Here is a 16,568-nt window from a genome sequence, read left to right as displayed (position 1 = left end):
GCCTTTTTATCTAGCCTTTCGCGCGAGCAATCGGAAAACATTGGGGAACGCCCGCGCCTCGCGTGGCGGCTGCAAGAAGCGAGCCAGTACACGCCGGCGCTGCGACGTTCGTTAAATTTACCGACTATCCAGCAAATTCCTGTTGCAAAAATCCAAACCAGAGCGACGCTTTTTAAGATTCGGTTGCAATGCAGCATGAAAAGGGTATAGTTAGGGTTATCCCCTAGCTAGTTACCCTGATTCTTTACCTGAGAGACGCCATGAAAACCACCGCTCAACAATCTTTGTTCGTTTCGTTCGGTTCGTTCCTGCGCTCGGCGAAGGCAACGGTGCGCCGTGAGTGGAATCGCGCGCTGCAATTGCATCTGCAAAACTGCGAGATGCTCGTCGAATCGTATCGCCGCACCAAGTAAGTAGGACAGTACCCGGTCAAAGTTTCAAAGCAACGCCCCGGAAGCGAATGGCTTCCGGGGCGTTTGTCTTTTGCGAGCGCGTAGCGCATCGCCAGAGCGACAACGGCGCGCCTCCTCACGGAGAGCGCGCCGTTGTCGCATCGGATGGCGACGTCTAGATCGCCCAGCCGCCGAGATAGAACACCGCGAGCACGATCGCGATCGCGACCGTCCCCACGTTCAGCTTGCGATACTCGCCCGCCACGATCCGCCCGATCACCAGCGTGCAGAAGCCAAGCATGATGCCGGTGACGATATTCGCCGACAGCACGATGAACACGGCGCATACGAGCCCGGACATGGAGTCGACGGTATCGTCCATGTGCAGCTTGCTCACGTTGCCGAGCATGAGCAGGCCGACGTACATCAAGGCGGGCGCCGTCGCGTAGGAAGGCACGAGGCCGGCGAGCGGCGAAAGGAACATCACCGCGAGAAAGAGCAGGCCGACGACCGTTGCCGCAAGCCCCGTCTTTGCGCCCGCCGCCACGCCCACCGACGATTCGATATACGCCGCCGCCGGTGCACCACCGAAGCATGCGGAGAAGATCGAGCTGAGCGAATCGGCCGTCAGCGCGCGTCCGCCGTTGACGATGCGCCCGTTGGCGTCGATCTGACCCGCCTGGCCCGCGACGGCGCGGATCGTTCCGGTGGCATCGAACACGGCGGTCATCACGAGTGCGAGCACGCTCGGCAGCACGGCCATCGAGAGCGCGCCCTTGATGTCCATCGCGCCGATGAGCGACGCGTGTCCCGGCGTCGCGAGCGAAGGCAGCGCGAACACGCCGTGAAAGCGCACGGACGGATCGAAGATCAGGCCGATAGCCGACAGGCCGACCACCACGAGCAGAATGCCGCCCGGCACGCGCCGGCGTTCAAGCCCGAAAATCGCCGCCAGGCCGAGCACCGACATCAGCACGGGAAATGCGCGGATCGCGCCCAGCGAAACCGGCATGCCCGGCGCGGGATTTTTAACGATCAGGCCGACGTCGTTGGACGCGATCAGCAGCAGAAACAAGCCGATGCCGATGCCCGTGCCATGCGCGACGCCCGTCGGCAGATTGCGCAAGATCCACGAGCGCACGCCAGTCACGGAGATCGCGGTGAAAACGACGCCCATCAGGAACACGGCGCCCAGTGCGATGGCAGGCGAGAGGCCTTTGCCGAGCACGAGGCCGAACGCGGTGAATGCGGTCAGCGAGATGGCGCAACCAATCGCGATAGGCAGACGCGCCCATACGCCCATCAGCAGCGAGCCGAACGCGGTCGTGAGGCACACGGCGACGAACACCGCGCTGGTATCGAAACCGGCCTTGCCGAGCATGCCCGGCACGACGAACACGGAGTAGACCATCGCGAGAAAGGTCGTGATGCCCGCGACCACTTCGGTTTTTTCCGTGCTGCCAGCGAGCGATATGCCGAAGTAGCGGTCAAGAAAGCCGCCGCTCGCGGTCGGTGCCGTGTCCTCTCGTTCGATAGGGGAAATGTCGATGTCGCCAAGCTGCTGGGCGGGGGATTCCAACATGAGCTGCTCCTTTATCAGCACGCTGAAACGGTCGACCGTGCGCGCAATCAAGCGCACTGCGGTCCGTCGTCAGGGTCGTCTCGTATTTAGTTCTGGATGTAGCCTCGTGCTCGCCGCTGATGGCTGCACTCGGTCAGGACAAAGACTATGGGAACGCAACGCGAGGTCCAATCCCGTGGAAAACATGCCGCTCATGCCAACATTCTTATATTTCTGAGAGTCCTAAGCTGGCTGGGGCTTCCCGCCAGAACGATAAACGCCGGACTAGGGCAAATGCCTAGGCCGGCGTTGGGGGTGAATGCTTCGTCACGTACGCCCTGACAAACCCATTACTGCATGATTCGCGATACACCGCGTCCGCGCGGGTCGGACATGGGCTCGGGCGTGTCGCCGTTGATGCGGATAGCCTGAATGTCGCCATTGAAGCCTTGCATCGTGAACTTATAGCCCTTGTCTTCGAGCTGCTTCACGACTTCCGGATCGAGCTGATGGAACGGCTCCTGGTAGATTGTGTCCGGCGGCAGCAACTGATGATGAAAACGCGTCGCGCCCACGGCTTCAGGTAGCGGCAAGTTGAAGTCGTAGACGTTCGAGAGCACCTGGAAGATCGACGTGAAAATGCGCGAGCCGCCCGGCGTGCCGATTACCATCGCGACCTTGTCGTCGCGCGTGAGGATGGTCGGCGTCATGGAAGACAGCGGCCGCTTCTTCGGCTCGATGGCGTTGGCGTCGCTGCCGACCACGCCGAACATGTTCGGCACGCCTGGCTTGGAAGCGAAGTCGTCCATCTCGTCGTTGAGCACGACGCCCGTGCCTTCGGCGATCACGCCCGAGCCGAAGTAGCCGTTGATGGTGTACGTGTTCGACACCGCGTTGCCCCATTTGTCGACGACAGAAAAGTGCGTCGTCTCCGCTTTCTCGGGCATCGATGTACCGAGGCCCGGCAGCACGCTCTTCGTCTCCGAGGGCTTGTCGGGATTCACTTCCTGTGCGCGTTTCAGGATGTAGTCGTCGTCGGTGAGTTGTGCAACCGGCACCTTGTAGAAGTCGGGATCGCCGAGATATTGCGCACGATCGGCGAAGACGCGTTTCTCGATTTCCGCGACGAGGTGAATGTACTGCGCCGAATCCAGCGGCACGCCTTCGAACTTGTCCTTCAGGTCCGCCTTCATCTTGAGCAACTGCACGAGGCCGACGCCGCCCGAACTCGGCGGCGGCGCGGTGATCACGCGATAGCCGTTCCAGCTCGCGACGATCGGTTGCCGCCAGACCGCCTTGTAGTCTTTCAGATCGCGCGACGTGATGAGGCCGTGGCCCGCCATGGAAGTGGCGATCAGCTCGGCCGTTCTGCCTTCGTAGAAGCCCTTGGCGCCCTTGTCGGAGATGCGCTGCAAGGTATCCGCGAGATCGGGCTGCTTGAATACCTGACCCGCCTTCATGCCGCCGAAGTAGAGATCGAAATTCGTCTTGCCGGCGAAATCCTTCGATGCGGCGTCACGCCGGGAAATCAGTTGATCGTCGACGAGAAAGCCGTTTTCCGCATACTTGATGGCGGGCGCGAGCACCTGCTTCCACTTCAGCTTGCCGAAGCGCTTTTGCGCCTGCCACATGCCTTCCACCGTGCCAGGCACGCCGACCGCGCGATGTCCGTAAAGGCTCATGCCCTTGATGACCTCGCCCTTGTCGTCGAGATACATGTTGCGTGTGGCGGTGAGCGGCGCGCGTTCGCGATAGTCGAGGAAGTACGGACGATGATCCACGTACAGCGTCATGAATCCGCCGCCGCCGATATTGCCCGCTTCCGGATAAGTCACCGCGAGCGTGAAGGCGATGGCGACGGCTGCATCGACCGCGTTACCGCCTTGCTTCAGGATCTGCTCGGCGGTGTCGGCGGCGAACTTGTCGGCAACCGCCACGGCCGAGGCGGTGAGGACTTGCGGCTGAGTGTCCGCGGTCTTGGCAACGGCGGGCGTGGTTTCGACGAAACCGGCCGCCAGAAGCGCCGAGGCAACGATGGCGCTCAATGCGAGCGTGCGAAAGCGCGGTTCTCTTTTCGACTGCATCTCCTGCGTTCTCCTTAGGCTTTTCGGGGTTGTAAGCGCTTATACCATGTTCGCGGCGCGCCAAGAAATGGCACGCGCCGCATCATGCGCTCAAGGCATCAACTGACCGCCGTTCACGTCGATGATCTGGCCAGTCACATAGCGCGACATCGCCTCGGAGGCGAGATAGAGGAACGCGCCGCTGCAGTCGTCCGGCTCGCCTATGAAGCCCATCGGAATTGACTTGCGGAAGGATTCGAGCTGTTCCGGCGAGGTGAAGCGCTCCTGAAACGGCGTCTGGATCACGCCGGGCGCGACGGCGTTCACGCGGATGCGATCGCCCATCAGTTCCTTGGCCATGCCCTTGGTGATCGTGCTGACAAAGCCTTTCGACGCCGCATAAAGCAGCGCGCCTGGACCGCCGCCGTTGCGCGCCGCGACTGACGTCACGTTGATGATCGAACCGCCGCCGCCCGAACGCAGCGAGGGCAGCGCCGCGCGCGTGAATGCAACCACCGAGCGCGCATTGATATGCATGACTTCGTCGAAGAGTTCGTCGGTAACGTCGCCGATCGGCTCGCGCTTGACGAGGCTTCCCGCGTTGTTGATGAGCACGTCGATCTTGCCGAAGGCTTCGACCGTCGCGGCGACGGCGGCATCGATGGCCTTCGAATCGCGCACGTCCGCACCCACGGTGACGGCCGAGACTCCCAGCGCGCGCACGTCGCTCGCCACTTGCTCGGCTTGGTCCTTCGAGCTGTTGTAGTGCACCGCGACATTCGCGCCGTATTGGCCGAACGCACGCGCCGCCGCCGCGCCGATGCCCGTGCTCGCGCCGGTGATGAGGATCGATTTGCCTTTCAGATCGTGCATGAGTGCTCCAGTGTGGTTGTTTTATGAACGGGACAGGTTGCGCCAGCCAAGAGTATACGGAGCATTCGCGGGCGGCGTCGGGCGGCGCGCAAGCCGCGCCCAAACCGGCCGCAAACAGTGGCAACATGTTCATCTGCTCACGTCGAAGTGAAACCAGGAGACGCACATGAACGCACAAGTCGATCCCATCCCCGCCGACCGTCAGGGCGTGATCCCGTACATCGCGGTGGCGGGCGGCGTGACGGCCATCGAGTTCTATACGAAGGTGTTCGGCGCTACCGAGATCTACCGGCTCGAACAGCCGGGCGGGCGCATCGGGCATGCGGAGTTGTCTATCGGCGGCAAGATCGTCTATCTGTGCGACGAATTTCCGGAGATGGATGTGAAAGGCCCGCTCTCCATAGGCGGCAGCCCCGTGATGCTGCATCTCTATGTCGATGACGTCGATGCCGTCGCCCAGCGCGCGGTGGACCAGGGCGCGACCATTCTGCGCGCGGTCGAAGACCAGTTCTATGGCGATCGCGGCGGCAAGATTCGCGATCCGTATGGGCATGTGTGGTGGGTGGCAACGCACCGCGAAGATGTGTCGCCGGAGGAGATGCAGCGGAGGGCGGAGGCGTTGTTTGGCGGGGCGTGATTCTTTAACGCCCATCTGACGCGCTTACGATATGCGCGACGAGTCGGCTCGCGTGGAGCACGCGTCCGTCGGAACGACGCGCCACGATGAATTCGCCAGCTACGAAGCGCGCTTGTCAGCGCGAGCGCCGCGAAGAATTCACTACGCATCGAAACGCGGGTGAACCGCGCGCCACGCTCGAACGAAGCCGCTACGCATCGAACGAATACGTCTCGACCACGCGCCGCACCGATTCCCTGAACGACGCGACGAGATCCGAACGAATGCCGCTGCCCGGATACGACAGCGCGTATTCATATTCGATATCGGTTTCGAACGGCCGCACGACCACGCCGTGCGAGCGCCAGACCTTGGCCGCGAACGGCTCGACGATCGACACGCCCAGACCGCCCGCGACCATCGCGTAGCGCGTGTGGGCAGTGTCGGTGAGCACGGTGTAGCGCGGCCTTTCTTCGGTCGCCGAAATGAGCGATTGCTCTGCCTCGTAAGGCTGCCGCGCATTGGGCAGCCAGCCGATCAGCTTCTCGCCGCGCAAGTCGTCCGGACGGATGATCTTCTTCGCAGCGAGCCTGTGCGACGCGGGCATGGCGCAAAGCGCACGCGCTTTCAGCAAGGTCTCCACTTCAATGCCTGCCACCGCGGGAAATGCCTGACTCAAGGCAACATCGGCGGTGTGATTTTGCAGGCTGACGAGCACCTCGGGCACCTTCACCGAATCCACCTTGATCGGCACGCCCGGATGACGCTCCGTGAAGTCGGCAAGCACGGGCGGCAACAACGTGGTGGCCAACACCGGCATGCAGGCGACGGTCAGGCCGTCCGAGGCTTCGTCGCGGATCATCTGCGCGACCTGTTTCAGGCGCTCCAGCCCGAGGAAGTTTTCCTCGACGGACTTATAGAAGCGCAGGCCCGCGTTGGTCGGATTCAGACGGCCGCCGATACGGCTGAAGAGGCTGAAGCCGAGATCGGCTTCGAGATCGGCAATCAGGCGGCTGATGGCCGGTTGCGTCACATGGAGTTTGCGGGCGGCGCCGACGCTGGTGCCCGTCATGATGAGGCTACGGAATGCCTCGATCTGGCGAAAACGAATCATTTTGGGGACGGCTTTGTCAAGCGGCTCTGGTAGTGCAGTTTCGGTACTGCGAGGACGCAGATCTTATAGGAAACAATGCTTTACTGCCTTTTCGATGCGCTTTGACGCATGCCGGCCGTGTGTGTTTTGCCAACAATTCGCACGAGTATTCGAAAAATTTAGTCACTATAACCACATGTGAGTGGCATCTGTCTTATTGATACGAAATACTCGCCGCCAACCTAGAAGCGCGATGAAAGGCCCGGTGTAAGCCAAAGGCTGGCCGCGGCGCGCGGGGGCAGTGCTTCGGGCTCTACGAATCTAGCCATGATGATTCGTTGAGCCAATTGTTTAGTGCAGCCGAACTAAACGACCGGCGCAACAGCAACGATAACCAAGACAACGAGACAAGAAGGAAAACGCAATGCGCACGACCTCACTTACGCCCAAATACACTCTCGCGATGCTCGCGGCGCTGGCCTTCACGATGTCGGCGCACGCTGCCATCGTGCCGTCGGGCGTTACGCTTGCCGCCAAGCAGGAACTGGTGCGCAATAACGGCTCCGAAGTCGAAACGCTCGACCCCGCGCTGGTCGAAACGGTCGTGGCGGCGAACGTCACGCGCGACCTGTTCGAGAGCCTCACCGCCGCCAACGCGGACGGCACCTTGGTGCCGGGCGTGGCCGAAAAGTGGGAGCAGAAGGACGCGACAACCTGGCTCTTCCATCTGCGCAAGAACGCCCGTTGGTCCAATGGCGAGGCTGTCAGTGCAAACGATTTCGTGTACGGCTGGCAGCGTTTCATCGACCCGAAGACGGCATCTTCTTATGCGAGCGTGTTCGGGCCGTTTCTCCTGAATGGCGCCGAGATCGTCGCGGGCAAGAAGCCGGCCAGCGCGCTCGGCGTGCGCGCCATCGACGCCTATACGATCGAAGTCAAGACCGCTGGCCTCGTGCCGTTCCTCCCGGAACTGATGTCGAATCAGAACTTTGCGCCGGTGTATCGCGCGGGCGTCGAGAAATATGGGAAAGACTGGACCAAGCCGGGCAAGCTCGTGAGCAACGGCGCGTTTCAGTTGAAGGACTGGCAGGTCAACAGCAAGCTCGTGCTGACGAAGAACGCGAGTTACTGGGACAAGGAACATGTGCAGCTGACGCAAGTGACCTATCTGCCCGTCGAGGACGAAAACACGGACGTGAAGCTCTTCCAGTCGGGCGATAACGACATGACTTATCAGATTCCGACTGGCACGTTTGCCAAGTATCGCCAGCAGTTTCCGAACGACATTCGCAATTCGCTGATCCTCGGCACGCGCTATTACAGCTTCAACAATCGCGATCCGCTCCTGAAGGACGTGCGCGTGCGCAAGGCCTTGTCGATGGTGATCGACCGCGATCTGCTCGCGCAGCGCGTGACCGCCGACGGCCAGACGCCCATGTACGGGCTGATGCCCAAGGGCGTGCAGGGCGCGGATGTATCGGCATATGACTGGTCTGCCTGGCCGATGTCCAAGCGCGTCGAGGAAGCGAAGAAACTGCTCGAACAAGCCGGCGTGAAACCCGGCACGAAGCTGCGTTTCGCCATGAACACGAGCGACTACAACAAGAAAATGGCGATTTTCGCGGCGTCGGAATGGAAGACCAAGCTCGGCCTCGACACGCAGATCGAATCGATGGAATTCAAGGTTCTGGTCAAGAAGCGTCACGAGGGCGACTATCAGATCGCGCGCAATGGCTGGGTCGCCGACTACAACGACGCCACCACGTTCCTCACGCTCGTGCAGTGCAAGTCCGAGCAGAACGACAACTTCAATTGCAATCCGAAGGCCGACGCCCTCGCGCAGCAAGCCAGCGAGACGACCGATCAGGCGAAGCGCACGCAGTTGCAGACGCAGGCGGCGAAACTCGTGATGGAGGATTATCCGTTCCTGCCGCTCCTGCAATACGGCCTGCCGCGACTGGTGAAGAGCTACGTAGGCGGCTATTCGCTCAAGAATCCGATGGATCACTACGGCAGCAAGGACCTCTACATCGTCAAGCACTGAGATACCTATGTGGTCTTATACATTGCGGCGCGTGCTGCTCACGCTGCCTACGCTTCTCATCGTGATCACGGTGTGCTATTTGCTGCTGCACGCCACGCCCGGTGGTCCGTTCGACGGCGAGCGCAAGGTTTCCGCCGAAGTGCTCGCGAATCTGCAGGCGAAGTATCACCTCGGCGAGCCGTTGTGGAAGCAGTACCTGCTGTATCTCGACAGCTTGTTGCACGGCGACCTGGGCGCCTCGTTCCGCTATGCCGACTGGAGCGTGAACGAACTCGTGCTGCGCGCCTTGCCGGTGTCGCTCTCCATCGGCGGCGTGTCGATGCTGCTCGCCATCATTATCGGCGTCGCCTTCGGCGTGGCGGCGGCGCTTCGACGCAACAGCATGATCGATTACGCGCTCATGTTCGTGAGCAACGCGGGCAACGCGTTTCCCTCGTTCGTGATCGGGCCGGTACTGATCCTCGTGTTCGCCATTGCGCTGAAATGGCTTCCCGCGGGCGGCTGGAACGACTTTCAGATGCGCTACATGGTGCTGCCCATCGCGCTGCTCGTGATGATCAACGTCGCCACCGTGGGCCGTGTGACGCGTGCGAGTCTCATCGAAGTGATGAACACGCAGTACATCCGCACCGCGCGCGCGAAGGGCTTGCCCATGCGCACCATCGTGCTTCGCCATGCGATGAAGCCCACGCTCATTCCAGTCGTCTCGGTGCTCGGTCCGCTCGCGATTTCCTCGATCACGGCGGCGGTCGTGACGGAGTCCGTGTTCTCGTTGCCGGGCATCGGCAAGCTGATCGTGAACGGCGCGGCCAACCGCGATTACACACTGGTGCTGGGACTCGTCGTGCTCGTCACGGTGGTGGCCGTGCTGCTCAACCTTTTGGTCGACCTCGCCTATGCGTGGCTCGATCCGAAGATCCGTTACTAAAGGGCGCCCAATGAAATCCGTATCTTTAGCGCCGCTCTTGGAACAGGCCGTCGCGGGCCGAAGCCCCTGGCAGGACGCCCGCGCGCGCTTCGTGCGCAACAAGGCGGCGGTGGTCAGTCTCGCGTTGCTCGCGGTCATCACGCTTATCTGCGTAGTCGGACCGTGGCTCTTGCCGAATCAGTTCGATTCCGCCGACTGGAACGCCATGAGCGCCGCGCCCACGTTCGAAAACTGGCACCTCTTCGGCACCGATGAAACCGGGCGCGATCTGCTTGTGCGCTGTCTCATCGGCGGACGCGTGTCGCTCGTGATCGGCGCGCTCGCCACGTTGACATCGGTCACGCTCGGCATCGTGTGGGGCGCGCTGGCGGGATTCATCGGCGGGAAGATCGATAACGCGATGATGCGTTTCGTCGACATGATGTACGCCATTCCGTACCTGCTGATCGCCATTCTCATGGTCACGCTGCTCGGCCGCGAGTTCTATCTCGTCGTGCTCACCATCACCGTGTTCTCGTGGATGGACATGGCGCGCGTGGTGCGCGGCCAGACGCTCGCCATTCGCTCGAAGGAATACGTGGAAGCGGCGCGCGCCATCGGCGTGCCGACCTCGCGCATCATCGTGCGGCATGTGGTGCCGAATCTGCTCGGCATCGTCGCGATCTATACCACCGTCACGGTGCCCGGCGTCATTCTCACCGAATCCGTGCTGTCGTTTCTCGGGCTTGGCGTGCAGGAACCGATGACGAGCTGGGGCGTGCTGATTCAGGACGGCGTAGGCGTGATGGAAACCTCGCCGTGGATTTTGCTGTGTCCGGCGGCGCTGCTTTCGATCACGCTCTATTGCATCAACTTCGTCGGCGACGGTTTGCGCGACGCACTCGATCCGAAGGACAGGTGAATCATGCCGCTACTTCAAGTCAGCGATCTTCAGGTCGAGTTCAAGACCAACGACGCCACCGTGCGCGCGGTCAACGGCGTTAACTTCACGCTGGAAGCGGGGGAAACGCTCGGTATCGTCGGCGAATCGGGTTCGGGCAAGAGCCAGAGCGTGCTCGCCATGCTTGGGCTGCTTGCATCGAACGGACGCGCGAGCGGGCAGGCGCTGTATCGCGGGAAAAATTTGCTCGGGCTGTCGGGCAAGGCGCTGAACCGCATTCGCGGCAACCGTCTCTCGATGATCTTTCAGGACCCGATGAGTTCGCTCAATCCGTACCTGAGCATCGAACGGCAGATGACCGAAGTGCTCGAACTGCACAAGAACATGACGCGCCGCGCGGCGAAAAAGCGCGCCATCGGCATGCTCGAAGCGGTACGCATCCCGGAAGCGGCGCATCGTATCGGACAATATCCGCATGAGTTGTCGGGCGGCATGCGTCAGCGCGTGATGATCGCCATGGCGCTGCTCTGCGAGCCCGAAGTGCTTTTCGCCGATGAACCGACCACCGCGCTCGACGTCACCGTGCAGGCGCAAGTGCTGCAATTGCTGCGCGATCTGCAGCGCGACTTCGGCACGTCGATCGTGTTGATCACGCACGACCTCGGCGTGGTGGCCGGTCTCTGCGAAAAGGTCATGGTGATGTACGGCGGCCGCGTGATGGAGCAGTGCGATGCGAGCACGCTGTTCGCAAAGCCGTCGCATCCGTACACCATCGGGCTCTTGCGCGCGCTGCCGCGTCTCGACAAGAGCGGCGGCGAACTGACCGGCATTCCGGGCAATCCGCCGAACATGGCGCATCCGCCCGCGGGCTGCCCGTTTCACGAACGTTGCGCGCATGCCGCCGAAGACTGCGTGCAGCAGGTGCCCGCGTTGCGGCCGGTCGATGGCGTGCACTGGCTGCGCGCCTGCCACCGTCCCGCCGAAGACATGATCACCCGCTATCAGGAGGCGAGCCATGTCTGATGCATCGGCCCCGACGATACTTTCCGTGCGCGATGTCCGCGTGCATTTTCAGGTGAAGTCGAAGAAGCGCTTGCCGTGGGCGCCGTCGCGCACGCTCAAGGCCGTCGACGGCGTGAGCTTCGATCTGAAGGCGGGCGAAACGCTCGGCGTGGTCGGCGAATCGGGCTGCGGCAAGTCCACGCTCTCGCGCGCCATTCTCAACCTCATTCCCGCGACCGCCGGCGATATCGTGTGGATGGGCGCGCCGTTGCGCGAAGCATCGACGCGCGAATGGCATCGCGTACGCGGCGACGTGCAGATAATCTTTCAGGACCCGCTGGCATCGCTCGATCCGCGTATGACGGTCGGGCAGATCATCGCGGAGCCTTTGCTCGAACATCGGCCGGGCATGAGCCGGCACGAGATCGACGTTAAGGTGCGCGCGTTGATGGCGAAGGTGGGTCTGCGCGAACAGATGATCAACCGCTATCCGCACGAGTTTTCGGGCGGGCAGTGTCAGCGCATCGGCATTGCGCGCGCGTTGATCGTCGAGCCGAAACTCGTGATCTGCGACGAGCCGGTGTCCGCGCTCGATGTCTCCATCCAGGCGCAAATCGTCAATTTGCTGAAGTCGCTTCAGAAGGAGATGAAGCTCTCACTGATCTTCATCGCGCACGATCTCGCCGTGGTGCGCCATATCTCCGACCGCGTGATGGTGATGTACCTCGGCCGCGTAATGGAGCTTGCCGACAAACACGCACTTTATGAAACGCCGCGCCATCCGTACACGCGCGCGCTGCTTTCGGCCGTGCCGGTGCCGGACCCGTCGGTCGAGCGCGCCAAGGTCGTGCAGATTCTTTCCGGCGATATTCCGAGCCCGATCGACCCGCCATCGGGCTGCGTGTTTCATACGCGCTGTCCCATGGCCGAGTCGCGTTGTTCGCTGGAGACGCCCACGCTGCGCGCGTTGGCGGAGGGATCCTCCGCCGCCTGCTTCTTTGCTTGATTACATCTAAACACGTCGAATAGAGGAACCCGGAAACTGGCCATAAAGCACTATCAATTTCGCTCGCGCGCAGCATAGCGCGTCTTCTGTTCGCCCTAGCCGTTTGCCACGTTCGTCCCGACCGTTTGTATCGCCGGACGTGGCTTTTCGCATCCGTTCGTTTCGGAATCCTTCATGGATTTCGATGGAGCAATCAACAGGTTGAGTCAGTAGTTGGAGATACTTTTCATGAAAAAACAAAAACGTTCCCTCGCGCTTTCCATTTTGCTTTTCAGCGGCTTCATGGCCGCTTCGGTCGCGTCCTACGGGCAACAAGCCCCGGCACAGACCGACGATACCGACCCGCCGTCGCGGCACACCGAGGCGCCGCCTTCATCGCCGCCCAATACCGAGGCGGATGCGCCCGTGAGCAATCAGGCGAAATCGAAAGGGCTGATCGAAGACTCGCATCTGAACTTGCTCACGCGCTCTTACACCGAGCATTTCGAAGCGAAGGGCGCGGAGAAGAAGGACGCGTGGGTGCTCGGCGAGCAAGCGGTATTCGAATCGGGTTACACGCGCGGTCTCGTCGGTCTCGGTTTCGATCTGACGATGTTCGGCGCGCTCAAGCTCAACGGCGGCAGCGGCGCGGGCAACCGCGTGCGGATCGGCGCGCCGGGCGAAGCGGGGCGCACGCAACTCGCGTGGGCGTATCCCGGCGTGTGGGACGTGAAGGCGCGTGTTTCGAACACCGTGTTCAAGTATGGCCAGCAACTCTTCGATAACCCGTTTCTCGTGCCGCACGACAATCGCGCGCTGCCGCCGACATATCGCGGCTTCTCGCTTGCCAGCGACGAGATCAAGAATCTGACCTTGAAGGCCGGTACCGTGGATGGCGTGATCGCGCGCGGCATGGCGAGCGTTACGGGCCTGACCACCGAGTACGGCGGCACGCACATGTCGCAGTTCACGTATTTCGGCGGCGATTGGACCCATGGCGACGATACCGCCGTCACGCTCTACGGCAGCGTCGCGAACAACGTGTGGCAGCAGTACTACCTCTCGGCGACGCAAAGTATCGGCGACCCGAAAACCGTGCGCTGGACCGGCGCGCTGAACTACTACTACACGGGCGCGATCGGCGACAAGCGCCAAGGCTCGATCAACAACAACGCGTACAGCCTGGCGCTTGCCGGCACGCACGGCGCGCATACGCTTCAATTTGCATTTCAGCAGATTGCAAGCGATCAGTTCTTCGACTACGTGGGCCAATCCGCGGGCGACTATCTCTCGAATTCGCTGGATGTCGACTACAACGCGCCGCACGAAAAGTCCGTGAGTCTGTCGTATTCGCTCAACATGAAGGAGTACGGCGTGCCCGGCCTGAAGTTCACGCTGTGGGGCGCGTATGGCTGGGACGCGGATGCGACCGCCATGGCCAACCAATATGCCAACCCGGATAGCAGCCAGCACGGGCTCTACTGGAAGGACGGGCAGCCGGTGCATGGCACGCACTATGAAATTGGCGTGATACCGAGCTATACGGTGCCGGACGGCAAGTTCAAAAACACGTCGGTCAAGTTTTACTACATGCACCATCACGGCAGCCAATACTATTCGGACGGAACGAGCGACGTGTATCGACTCATGGTCAACGTCCCGGTGAACGTGTTCTGACGCGAAACGAGAATCCTACAAAATCTCCTCTTTACATTACGTATAGCTTTCATATATAAAGAGAGTGCGTGTTGCGGATTGCCATGTCTCGCCCACGCCCATCGCCCGGCAGCCTCGTGACTGCCGGGCTTTTTTTCGTCCGTTCAACGCGCGGCGGTTAGCTTTCATGCGCTTACGGTATGCATCGTTCTAAGTGAAAACCCCGCCGTTTCTTTCGCTTGACTTACTTGATATATCAAATACTGTGTATATGCGATGGCGGTCGAAGCGTCATCGCAGGAGGCGCCGCTCGGCGTCCGATTACACAAGGCAAGGAGACATGCATGGGAACCGACCGGATGGATCGCGAGACGGAGACGTTGCGCCTGGCGTCGCCGTGGGTGCAGTTGGTGTTCGGCGTGATTTGCATGGCGATGATCGCCAACATGCAGTACGGGTGGACGCTCTTCGTCAATCCGATCGACGAGAAGTATCACTGGGGCCGTGCATCGATTCAGGTCGCGTTCACTATCTTCGTGGTTACCGAGACGTGGCTCGTGCCCGTGGAGGGGTATCTCGTCGACAAATACGGTCCGCGTCCTGTCGTCGTGTGCGGCGGCTTGCTGTGCGCGATTGCCTGGGTTATCAACTCGGTGGCGTCGTCACTGCCGCTCTTGTACTTCGCGGCGGCGGTGGGCGGCATCGGCGCGGGCGCGGTGTATGGGACGTGCGTCGGTAACGCGCTCAAGTGGTTCCCCGAGCGACGCGGCCTCGCGGCGGGCATCACGGCGGCGGGCTTCGGCATGGGATCGGCCGCGACTGTCGTGCCGATTGCGCACATGATCAAGTCGAGCGGATACGAAGCCACGTTCCTATGGTTCGGACTCGGTCAGGGACTCGTGGTGTTCCTGCTCGGCATGGCGCTTTACGCGCCGCCCGCGCAGATGCTCGCCGCGGTCAAGAGCAAGTTGAAGCGCGCCGTCTACAACGCGAGCCCGAAGCAGGTGTTGAGTTCGCCGATCTTCTGGGTGATGTACATCATGTTCGTGATGATGGCCGCCGGCGGATTGATGGCGACCGCGCAACTCGGGCCAATCGCGAAGGACTTCGGGTTGCACGATTCGCCCGTGTCGCTGCTTGGCCTGACGTTGCCGGCGCTGACTTTTGCGCTGACCATCGACCGCGTGCTCAATGGCTTGACTCGACCGTTCTTCGGTTGGGTATCGGACCGTATCGGACGCGAGAACACCATGTTCATCGCCTTTGCGATCGAAGCGGTGGGCATCGTCGCGTTATCGCGATACGGGCAGAGTCCGGTGGCGTTCGTGGTGCTGACGGGTATCGTGTTCTTCGCGTGGGGGGAAATCTACAGCCTCTTTCCCGCGACGTGCGGCGATACCTTCGGCCCGAAGTTCGCGGCCACCAATGCCGGGTTGCTGTACACGGCGAAGGGAACGGCTGCGTTGCTGGTGCCGTTCTCGAGCGTGATCACATCGATGACGGGAAGCTGGCACGCGGTCTTCATGCTGGCGGCGGGCATGGCGGCAATATCCGCGCTGCTCGCGCTCTTCGTACTCAAGCCGATGCGCAATGCCCATTCGCAGAAGCATGCGCGCGCGGCGGGGTTGGAGATGGGGTATTCGCCGGTGAAGGAGTAGAGCGCAAGGCGCGGGCGGGTGGCGTTAGGCGTCGCCCGTCTCGTCTCGTTGGTGCTTTATCGCATGGTGCATCAGCATGGCGGCGACGGCTTCGGGCGCCTCTCGAAAGAAGCGAATGAAGCGCCAAGTCGGCGCATCCGCGCCGACGCTAGAACCGCATGCCCATGTTGCACATGCCGAAGCCAATGCCATTGGTGGCGAAGCCGGCGCATCCCAGAATGCCGCATCCGCCAAGCGCGGATAAGACTGCGAAAACCGCGGCGGCGGCAAGAAAAGTACGAACCTGCTTCATGATGTCGAAACGGAATAAACGTGGCGCCGCGATTGTCGCTCAATGGCTAGGCACGTTTGTCACAAAGCGTGAATGCCGAATGAATCACGCTTAACCGCCAGGACATCGCTCAATGCGGAATCGGCAGCTTGACCGGATCGCCGTCGCCTGCCACCGCAAAGACCAGCAGCTTCGCCGGCTTGGTCGCGCTCGCATTCTTCGATACGAGGTGATGCGCGCCGGGCGGCTCGTACCACGATTCGCCCGGCCCGTAGGTCTTCGGGGACGACCCTTCGAGTTGCGACGTGACATGACCTTCCAGCACATACGCGAAGATCGAGCCAGGGTGCATATGCGCCTCGGATGCCTGCCCCGGCTTATACGAGACAGTCGCCATCAGCACGTTCTTGCCCGCGATCTCGGGAATTGCCTGCTTCATCACGGGCGTGATGACTTCCGCGGCTGCATCGTGCGCGAACACCCTGGACGCGCTCAACGCCAGCGCCGCCGTCAACATCATGATCTTGCGAAGGTTCATGGTTTTTA

14 protein-coding genes are annotated in these 16,568 nt (G+C 61.5%); 9 read left to right on the top strand and 5 right to left on the bottom strand.

Going from position 1 to position 16,568, the window contains the following annotated elements; translation table 11 throughout:
- The first annotated feature begins 260 nt into the window (after positions 1-260).
- Positions 261-413 (top strand): hypothetical protein, encoded by a 153-nt coding sequence (locus P9250_RS12825; protein WP_244829554.1) that lies wholly within the window; start codon positions 261-263, stop codon positions 411-413.
- Positions 414-567: 154 nt separating this feature from the next.
- Here P9250_RS12825 and P9250_RS12820 read toward each other — a convergent pair whose 3' ends face one another.
- The 3 genes from P9250_RS12820 to P9250_RS12810 all read right to left on the bottom strand — a co-directional run bounded on the left by P9250_RS12820 (position 568) and on the right by P9250_RS12810 (position 4,889).
- Positions 568-1,974, bottom strand: coding sequence for an NCS2 family permease (locus tag P9250_RS12820; protein ID WP_244829561.1), 1,407 nt, complete (start codon positions 1,972-1,974; stop codon positions 568-570).
- Positions 1,975-2,303: 329 nt separating this feature from the next.
- Entirely contained in the window at positions 2,304-4,037 is a 1,734-nt protein-coding gene (gene ggt / locus P9250_RS12815) for a gamma-glutamyltransferase (RefSeq protein WP_250467169.1), read from the bottom strand.
- A 90-nt stretch (positions 4,038-4,127) separates the two neighbouring features.
- Entirely contained in the window at positions 4,128-4,889 is a 762-nt protein-coding gene (locus tag P9250_RS12810; RefSeq protein WP_250493457.1) for an SDR family NAD(P)-dependent oxidoreductase, read from the bottom strand.
- A gap of 166 nt (positions 4,890-5,055) precedes the next feature.
- Between P9250_RS12810 and P9250_RS12805 the strand changes: the two genes are divergently transcribed.
- Entirely contained in the window at positions 5,056-5,526 is a 471-nt protein-coding gene (locus tag P9250_RS12805; RefSeq protein ID WP_310393368.1) for a VOC family protein, read from the top strand.
- Positions 5,527-5,716: 190 nt separating this feature from the next.
- Here P9250_RS12805 and P9250_RS12800 read toward each other — a convergent pair whose 3' ends face one another.
- A complete protein-coding gene (locus P9250_RS12800; protein WP_309849044.1) occupies positions 5,717-6,619 on the bottom strand; it encodes a LysR substrate-binding domain-containing protein in 903 nt (300 codons plus the stop codon).
- A gap of 403 nt (positions 6,620-7,022) precedes the next feature.
- Here P9250_RS12800 and P9250_RS12795 point away from each other — a divergent pair, with 403 nt between their 5' ends.
- The 7 genes from P9250_RS12795 to oxlT all read left to right on the top strand — a co-directional run bounded on the left by P9250_RS12795 (position 7,023) and on the right by oxlT (position 15,751).
- Complete coding sequence (locus P9250_RS12795; protein ID WP_310393366.1) at positions 7,023-8,642, top strand: peptide ABC transporter substrate-binding protein; 1,620 nt, start codon at positions 7,023-7,025, stop codon at positions 8,640-8,642.
- Between the two features lie 7 nt (positions 8,643-8,649).
- Positions 8,650-9,570 carry an oligopeptide ABC transporter permease OppB gene (gene oppB / locus P9250_RS12790; RefSeq protein WP_244829572.1) on the top strand — a complete coding sequence of 307 codons (921 nt, stop codon included), beginning with the start codon at positions 8,650-8,652 and terminating at the stop codon, positions 9,568-9,570.
- Between the two features lie 10 nt (positions 9,571-9,580).
- Positions 9,581-10,471, top strand: a complete 891-nt coding sequence (locus P9250_RS12785) for an ABC transporter permease subunit (protein ID WP_250467162.1) — start codon at positions 9,581-9,583, stop codon at positions 10,469-10,471.
- A 3-nt stretch (positions 10,472-10,474) separates the two neighbouring features.
- Positions 10,475-11,473, top strand: a complete 999-nt coding sequence (locus tag P9250_RS12780) for an oligopeptide/dipeptide ABC transporter ATP-binding protein (protein ID WP_310393363.1) — start codon at positions 10,475-10,477, stop codon at positions 11,471-11,473.
- Positions 11,466-12,458, top strand: a complete 993-nt coding sequence (gene oppF, locus P9250_RS12775) for a murein tripeptide/oligopeptide ABC transporter ATP binding protein OppF (RefSeq protein WP_310393362.1) — start codon at positions 11,466-11,468, stop codon at positions 12,456-12,458. The genes P9250_RS12780 and oppF overlap by 8 nt, the downstream gene beginning before the upstream one ends.
- A 228-nt stretch (positions 12,459-12,686) precedes the next feature.
- Entirely contained in the window at positions 12,687-14,114 is a 1,428-nt protein-coding gene (locus P9250_RS12770) for an OprD family outer membrane porin (RefSeq protein WP_244829589.1), read from the top strand.
- 323 nt (positions 14,115-14,437) lie between these two features.
- Complete coding sequence (oxlT, locus tag P9250_RS12765; protein ID WP_310393359.1) at positions 14,438-15,751, top strand: oxalate/formate MFS antiporter; 1,314 nt, start codon at positions 14,438-14,440, stop codon at positions 15,749-15,751.
- Between the two features lie 401 nt (positions 15,752-16,152).
- Here oxlT and P9250_RS12760 read toward each other — a convergent pair whose 3' ends face one another.
- Complete coding sequence (locus tag P9250_RS12760; protein WP_310393357.1) at positions 16,153-16,560, bottom strand: cupin domain-containing protein; 408 nt, start codon at positions 16,558-16,560, stop codon at positions 16,153-16,155.
- Positions 16,561-16,568: the final 8 nt, after the last annotated feature.

It is taken from the genome of Caballeronia sp. LP006, assembly GCF_031450995.1.
Classification (GTDB): domain Bacteria; phylum Pseudomonadota; class Gammaproteobacteria; order Burkholderiales; family Burkholderiaceae; genus Caballeronia.
Note: the sequence above shows the minus strand (reverse complement) of the source record. Positions and strands in the feature narration are given on the sequence as shown.